Source organism: Streptomyces sp. (assembly GCF_031181705.1).
GTDB lineage: Bacteria > Actinomycetota > Actinomycetes > Streptomycetales > Streptomycetaceae > Streptomyces.
This window is the reverse complement of the sequence record NZ_JAPSKN010000067.1, coordinates 23,480-29,874: the sequence shown is the minus strand read 5'-3', so window position 1 is coordinate 29,874 and position 6,395 is coordinate 23,480. Positions and strand designations below refer to the sequence as shown.

Sequence of the window (6,395 nt, the reverse complement as noted above, 5' to 3'; positions counted from 1 at the left end):
CCACAGCCGTGTCGCGTCCGGTGGGCCGTCTACCCCACGGGCACCGGCACCCGGACCGACTCGATGACGAACCCGCTGCGCACCCGGGCCGGTACGCGGTTCAGCGGGATCCTCACATCCTGCTCGGGGACCTCGTACTCCAGCCGGGCCAGCCGGGGCGCGAGCGCCGCCAGCAGGGCGACCGTGATGTCCTCGCCGGGGCACCGGTGGCCGGTGGCCCGGTCGCCGCCGCCCTGCGGGATCAGCTCGTCCCGGGCGGGCGGATGCCCGAGGAACCGCTCCGGCCGGAAGGCGTACGGGTCGCCCCAGATGCCGGGGTCGTGGTTCTGCCCGTACAGGTCCAGCAGGACCATCGCGCCGGCCGGGATCGGCTCGCCGTGCCAGTCCAGATCGGTGACGGCCCGGCCGCCGACGAACGGGGCGAACGGGTAGAAGCGCCGCAGCTCGTGCGCGAACGCCACGGCGTAGGCCCCGTCGTCCTCGCGCAGCCGCTCCCGGACGTCCGGGCGGCGCATCGCGTGCCCGGCGTAGGAGACGAACCAGCACACGGCGACCGTCGGCCGGATCACGTTGAGCAGCTCGACCGCCGCGGTGCGCGGACCGAGGAGCCGGCCGTCCATGTCCCGGTGCCGCACCACCGCCTCCAGCACCGACCCGTCCGGAGCGCTCGCGGTCCCCGCCCGGACGTCCTCGACCAGCCGTGCCAGCCATTCCTCGCCGCGGGCCCGGGCACGGCGGGCCCGCCAGTGGCGCGGCCCCGCCGTGGCGAAACCGTCGACCATGGCGACCAGGTCCCGGGCCACCGCCTCGGCGTCGTCCAGCGGGATACCGGCCCACCGGCACACGCCCCGGGTGAGCACCCGGCTCGCCTCGTCGAACAGCACGATCCGGCGCCCGGGCCACGTGCGCACCGTCTCCTCCCACACCGCGGCGACCTCGTCCACGACCCCGGCGACCGCCTTCGGCCCCGTCAGCAGGGACAGGAACATCTCCTTGCGGCCGCGGTGGGACAGCCCGTCCAGCGTGTGCACGGCCCCGTGCCCGAACAGGGTGCTCAGCACCGGGCCGGGCAGCGCGGATCCGCGCTCGACGTGCCGCTCGTCGTAGAAGAACCGCACCGCGTCGGTGCCGTACAGGGCGACGGCGTGCTGTCCCATCAGGCGGGTGCGCACCAGGGGCGCGTCGGTGCGGGCCCTGCGGTCGGGCAGCCAGGTGTACCCCTTGGCCAGCAGGGCGAGCGAGCTGTCCGCGAGTGGCGCACGACGACTTTCATCCATGGCGCGGTGAGTGCCCGCCGGGTTCATCGGAAAACACGGCCCGGCACGGCACGATTGCGCCCCGGAAAGGGGTACTCGCCGCGCACCGGGGCGCTCACCGTGACGCGCCCCCCGCGCCGGAAGGCCACCGTCATGAACACACGCACTTCGCCGACGAGAACGGCCCGCACCCCCGTCCAGCTGGCGGCGCTGCTGGTCGGAGCGGTGTTCCTGCTGGTCGGGATCCTGGGCTTCATCCCGGGGATCACCACGGACTACGACACCATGGAGTTCGCCTCGCACGACTCCCGCGCCGAGCTCCTCGGGATCTTCCAGGTCTCGATCCTGCACAACCTCGTCCACCTCGCGTTCGGCGTCGCGGGCCTGGCGCTGTCCCGCAGCGCCTCGGGCGCCCGCACCTACCTCCTGGCGGGCGGCGCCATCTACCTCGTCCTGTGGCTGTACGGCCTGCTCGTCGGCCACGACAGCGACGCCAACTTCGTCCCGCTGAACACGGCCGACGACTGGCTGCACTTCGTCCTCGGCATCGGCATGATCGCCCTGGGCGCGCTGCTCACCCGTCGTCCGGCCACCTCCCGGAGGATGTGACCGCCGATGGCTCACGCGAAGACACTGTGGGCGGCCGCCGCGGGCGTGACCGCCGGCGCCGTCATCGCCTGGCAGCGCAAGGCGGCGGGCGCCAGCGGCCCCGCCGCCGCCGACCGCTGGCTGGCCGTGACGATCAACGTCGATCCCGGCGAGCTCCAGCCCGACAAGCTGCCTGCGCCCCTGCGGGAGTACGGCGACCGCATCGAGACACGCATCAGCCCGGCCCCGGGTGACCGCGGCACCGAACTCGCCGTACGGCTGCGGGAGCCGCAGCCCGAGGGCGCGCACTCCCTGCCCGCCCGGCTCGCCGGTGAGGACCCGCGCCAGGACCTGCGCCGGGCGCTGCGCGACGCCAAGTCGCTGCTGGAGGCCGGAGAGGTCCTCGAACCCGACGCGCCGCCCACCACCCACGACACCCCGGGCGGGAAACTCGTCGGACTGCTCGGCCGCCGCGCCGGTGGGGAGGGAGTGCTGTGAAGGCCCTGTGCTGGGAAGGCGTCAACAAGCTCTCCGTCGAGCAGGTGCCCGACCCCGGGCTACGCAACGACCAGGACGTGATCGTCCGGCTCGTCGCCGGCACCACCTGCGGTTCCGACCTCCACCTCATCGGCGGCTACATCCCCTTCATGCGGTCCGGGGACGTCATCGGCCACGAGTTCGTCGGCGAGGTCGTCGAGGTCGGCCCGGCCGTGCGCAGGCACAAGGTCGGCGACCGGGTCGTGGTGTGCTCCTTCGTCGGCTGCGGCCGCTGCTGGTACTGCACCCACGACCTGTGGTCCCTGTGCGACAACACCAACACCAACCCGGGCATCGGACAGGCCCTGTTCGGCGCCGACACCGGTGGCATCTTCGGCTACTCCCACGCCATGGGCGGGCTGCGCGGCAGCCACGCCGAGTACGTGCGGGTGCCCTTCGCCGACCACGGGGCCTTCCCCGTCCCGGAGGGCGTCGACGACACCAGCGCCCTGTTCGTCTCCGACTCGGTGCCCACGGGCTGGATGGGCGCCGACCTGGGCGGCGTCAAGCCCGGCGACGTGGTCGCCGTGTGGGGCTGCGGGGCCGTCGGCCAGATGGCGGCCCGGGCCGCGATCCTGCTGGGCGCGGAACGCGTGATCTCCATCGACCGCATCCCCGAGCGGCTGGCGATGACCGAACGTCACATCGGCAGTGAGGTCATCGACTACACCGCCACCGACGTCGGCGCCGAACTGCGCGAACGCACCGGCGGCCGCGGCCCCGACGTGTGCATCGAGGCGGTCGGCATGGAGGCGCACAGCGACAGCCCGGTCCACCTCTACGACCAGGTGAAACAGCAGCTGCGCCTGCAGACCGACCGGCCCACCGCCGTACGCCAGGCCATCCACGCCTGCCGCAAGGGCGGCACCGTCTTCGTCCTCGGCGTCTTCGCCGGCGCCGTCGACAAGTTCCCCTTGGGCGCGGTGATCAACAAGGGCCTGACGATCCGCGGCGCCCAGCAGCACGGCCAGCGCTACATCCCGATGCTCCTGGAGAGGCTGGCGGCCGGGGAGCTGAGCACGGCCCACCTCGCGACCCACAGCGTGCCCCTGGACGAGGCGCCGCGGGCCTACGAGATGTTCAAGGACAAGAGCGACGGCTGCGTCCGCGCGGTCATCCGGCCGGGCGGCTGACGTGCCCCACCACCGCACACTCCTCCGTTTGCCGCGCATAGCGGTGGAAACCCGGCGGGGCATGAGTGCAACGCGACGCCGCCTGCTGCGGCAGAACCGGGTCCTGTGGCTGCTGGACCGCCTGGAACGCGAGCCCCGGGCCGACGCCGTGATCGACACGCTCCGCAAGGGCGTACGGTCCCTGCCGCTGGGCCGCGGCAGGGACCTGCTGCACGGCCGCTGGCTCGGGCACCCGGTGCATCCGCTGATGGTGCAGGTGCCGATCGGCAGCTGGCTGTCGGCGGCCGTGCTCGACCTGCGGCCCGGCCGCTCCCGCGAGTCCCGGCTGCTCATCGGCGTCGGTCTGGCCGCCGCCGCTCCCGCGGCCCTCGCGGGCTGGACCGACTGGGCGGAACTGCACCGGCAGCAGCAGCGCGTCGGACTGGTGCACGCCTTGTCCAACACGGTCGCCGTCGGCCTCTACGCCGCCTCGCTCGCCTGCCGCGTCAGGGGACGCGAGGCGGCGGGCCGGACCTACGGCTTCCTCGGCATGACGGCCGTCGGGATCGGCGGCATGCTGGGCGGCCACCTCGCCTACCGGCAGGCCTCCGGCGCCAACCACGCCGAGGAGGTCCCGCACGTCGTCTCCGAGGGCTGGCACGAGGTCGGGACCGTGGACGAGTTCCCGGCCGGCCGCCCGGTGCGCCGGGTCGTCGACGACGTGCCCGTCCTGGTGGTCCGCGAGACCGGCGGGCAGCTCCACGCCCTCGCCGAGCGCTGCAGCCACCTCGCGGGACCACTCGCGGAGGGCACCGTCGAGGACGGCTGCGTCCGGTGCCCCTGGCACGGCAGCGTCTTCCGGCTCTCCGACGGCTGGAACGTACGCGGCCCGGCCACCGCGCCCCAGCCCTCCTTCGAGACCCGGATCACCGACGGCCGCGTCGAGGTGCGTCTGCGCCACCAGAACGGAGGACAGCGTGCCGAGCAGCACAGGGAACCGGCCGGACACGGAAACACGACGCGAGGAACGCGAACGGATGCCGCACATGGACACGACGCCCGTGGCTGACAGCCGCCCGGTACGACGGCTGCGCGGCCTGCTGCGGCGCGCCCGGCAGGAGTACTCGGCGGGACACGACCGGCCGCTCGGCGGATACGTCACGGCCATGGCCGGCTTCGCCGCCTTCACGACGGCCTGGGCCACGGCGGTCCGGCTACGGGGCCGCCCGGTGCCCGACCGCCCCGAGCCGTGGGACGTCGTCCTGACGTCGGTGGCCACCTTCCGGCTCAGCCGGCTGCTCACCAAGGCCTCGGTGACCAGCCCGCTGCGCGCCCCCTTCACCCGGTACGCCGGACCGCAGGGCCCGGCCGAGCTGCACGAGGAGGCCCAGCCCGGGCCGGGCAGGCACACCGTCGGGGAGCTCGCCACCTGCCCGTTCTGCATGAGCGTCTGGGTGGCCTCGGCCCTGACCGCCGGCCAGCTGCTGTGGCCCCGCGCCACCCGCACCGCCATGGGCACGCTGACCGCCCTGGCCGGGGCGGACACACTGCAACTGGCGTACAGCGCCCTCATGGAGAAAACCACCGGCGACTGAGGGACGGCGCGTGACGCGGTCCCGGGAACGGGTACTCGCCGGGACATGCTCAAACGCGCACTGTGGCAAGGACTCCTCGCCGGTACCGCCGGGGGCGCCGTGATGACCCTCGGCGAGAAACTGGAGCAGGCCGTCACGGGCCGGCCGGACTCCCATGTGCCGGCCCGCGTCCTGCAACGGCTGACCGGCCTGCCCGAGCGGCCCGGCCCCCAGTCGCTGAAGGCCAACTGGGCCATGCACTTCGGCCAGGCCGCCCTCCTCGGCGTGCTGCGCTCGGTCATGGCCCAGTCCGGGCTGCGCGGGCCGGTCGCCTCCGCCAAGTTCACCGTCGTCCGCCTCACCAACGACCAGATCCTGGAGAACGCGACCGGCGTCGGCGCCCCGCCGGAGACCTGGCCGCGCAGGGAACTCGCGGTGGACGTGGCGCACAAGGCCGTCTACGCCTTCGTCACGGGCGCCGTCGCCGACGCCCTGGCCGCGCGCGGCGGCCCCGGCCCCGGACAGCGGCACGCCGCCCGGCGCCCCGGCCGCCACGCGGACGTCGGCCCCCCGCCCCGCGGGGACGCCCACGGGCGGTGACCCGCCGGCTCAGCGCCGCCTGCGCACGATCACGGCGACCGCGCCGGAGACGAGCAGCCCGATCAGACCGGACAGGATCCTGCGGCCCCACGGGCCGGACACGCCGAGCCCCAGCCCGTCGCGGAGCCGGTCGTAGAGGCTGAGCGGCACGCCCAGGACCGCGTTGCCCGGCGGGCGCCGCGGCACGACCGGGTGCGGATGGGTCGGCGCGCTCCTGCGCACCGTCTCCCACGCCGCACCGAGCCGCCGCAGCCGGACGGCGTCCAGGGCTTCCTGCAGCCGCGGCAGGACGAGGTCCTCCTCGTCCCGGACGTCCTGCCGGATCAGGGCGAAGACCCGCTCCACCATCTCCTCGCGCTCCACCGTGCCGGGCTCCAGGCGCTCGATCCCGGCGACGAGGTCGTTGATCTCCTGGTGCTCCTCCTCGACCCGGGAGGTCAGCTCCTCCCCGTCCGCGACCGCACGCCGCACGGCCGGCCACAGCACCGTCTCCTCGGCGAAGGCGTGGCTGAACACCAGCTGGACGATCTCCTTCAGGACCCGCTCCCGCTCCGCGCCGGCCTCCAGCGCCCGGTACCGGTCCATCAGCCGGTCCATCTCCGCGTGATCGCGGCGCTGGCGGGCCAGGACACTGCCCGGGCCTCCCAGCTGGTCGACGCTCTGTGCCTCGATGGTCGTGGCCATGCCCCGCTCCTTCCCGTGCCGCCGGCGTCCGCCGCGGCACCCGC

At 74.3% G+C, this 6,395-nt stretch carries 8 protein-coding genes; 6 read left to right on the top strand and 2 right to left on the bottom strand.

The genetic code is table 11. The features are described from left to right. Positions 1–29 precede the first annotated feature (29 nt). A complete protein-coding gene (locus RIN80_RS15150; RefSeq protein ID WP_309096113.1) occupies positions 30–1,277 on the bottom strand; it encodes a cytochrome P450 in 1,248 nt (415 codons plus the stop codon). Between the two features lie 132 nt (positions 1,278–1,409). Between RIN80_RS15150 and RIN80_RS15145 the strand changes: the two genes are divergently transcribed. From RIN80_RS15145 to RIN80_RS15120, 6 genes are all read left to right on the top strand, one after another. Further along, positions 1,410–1,865, top strand: coding sequence for a DUF4383 domain-containing protein (locus RIN80_RS15145; RefSeq protein ID WP_309096112.1), 456 nt, complete (start codon positions 1,410–1,412; stop codon positions 1,863–1,865). Between the two features lie 6 nt (positions 1,866–1,871). Beyond that, positions 1,872–2,342 (top strand): hypothetical protein, encoded by a 471-nt coding sequence (locus RIN80_RS15140; RefSeq protein ID WP_309096111.1) that lies wholly within the window; start codon positions 1,872–1,874, stop codon positions 2,340–2,342. Further along, positions 2,339–3,514: a zinc-dependent alcohol dehydrogenase gene (locus RIN80_RS15135; protein WP_309096110.1), complete on the top strand. Its 1,176-nt coding sequence runs from the start codon at positions 2,339–2,341 to the stop codon at positions 3,512–3,514. The genes RIN80_RS15140 and RIN80_RS15135 overlap by 4 nt, the downstream gene beginning before the upstream one ends. A 61-nt stretch (positions 3,515–3,575) precedes the next feature. Next, a complete protein-coding gene (locus tag RIN80_RS15130) occupies positions 3,576–4,562 on the top strand; it encodes a Rieske 2Fe-2S domain-containing protein (RefSeq protein WP_309096109.1) in 987 nt (328 codons plus the stop codon). Beyond that, positions 4,540–5,088, top strand: coding sequence for a DUF1360 domain-containing protein (locus RIN80_RS15125; RefSeq protein WP_309096108.1), 549 nt, complete (start codon positions 4,540–4,542; stop codon positions 5,086–5,088). Before RIN80_RS15130 ends, RIN80_RS15125 begins: the two co-directional genes overlap by 23 nt. A 45-nt stretch (positions 5,089–5,133) precedes the next feature. Beyond that, positions 5,134–5,667, top strand: coding sequence for a hypothetical protein (locus RIN80_RS15120; protein WP_309096107.1), 534 nt, complete (start codon positions 5,134–5,136; stop codon positions 5,665–5,667). Positions 5,668–5,676: 9 nt separating this feature from the next. Here the strand turns inward: RIN80_RS15120 and RIN80_RS15115 are convergent, their stop codons facing one another. After that, positions 5,677–6,351 carry a hemerythrin domain-containing protein gene (locus RIN80_RS15115; protein ID WP_309096106.1) on the bottom strand — a complete coding sequence of 225 codons (675 nt, stop codon included), beginning with the start codon at positions 6,349–6,351 and terminating at the stop codon, positions 5,677–5,679. Between the last annotated feature and the right edge of the window lie 44 nt (positions 6,352–6,395).

What these genes read in the sequence shown, in the direction of transcription:
- RIN80_RS15130 (WP_309096109.1), top strand. Translation starts at nt 3,576, where the DNA reads ATGAGTGCAACGCGACGCCGCCTGCTGCGGCAGAACCGGGTCCTGTGG.
- RIN80_RS15125 (WP_309096108.1), top strand. Translation starts at nt 4,540, where the DNA reads ATGGACACGACGCCCGTGGCTGACAGCCGCCCGGTACGACGGCTGCGC.
- RIN80_RS15115 (WP_309096106.1), bottom strand. Translation starts at nt 6,351, where the DNA reads ATGGCCACGACCATCGAGGCACAGAGCGTCGACCAGCTGGGAGGCCCG.
- RIN80_RS15145 (WP_309096112.1), top strand. Translation starts at nt 1,410, where the DNA reads ATGAACACACGCACTTCGCCGACGAGAACGGCCCGCACCCCCGTCCAG.
- RIN80_RS15120 (WP_309096107.1), top strand. Translation starts at nt 5,134, where the DNA reads ATGCTCAAACGCGCACTGTGGCAAGGACTCCTCGCCGGTACCGCCGGG.
- RIN80_RS15140 (WP_309096111.1), top strand. Translation starts at nt 1,872, where the DNA reads ATGGCTCACGCGAAGACACTGTGGGCGGCCGCCGCGGGCGTGACCGCC.
- RIN80_RS15150 (WP_309096113.1), bottom strand. Translation starts at nt 1,277, where the DNA reads ATGGATGAAAGTCGTCGTGCGCCACTCGCGGACAGCTCGCTCGCCCTG.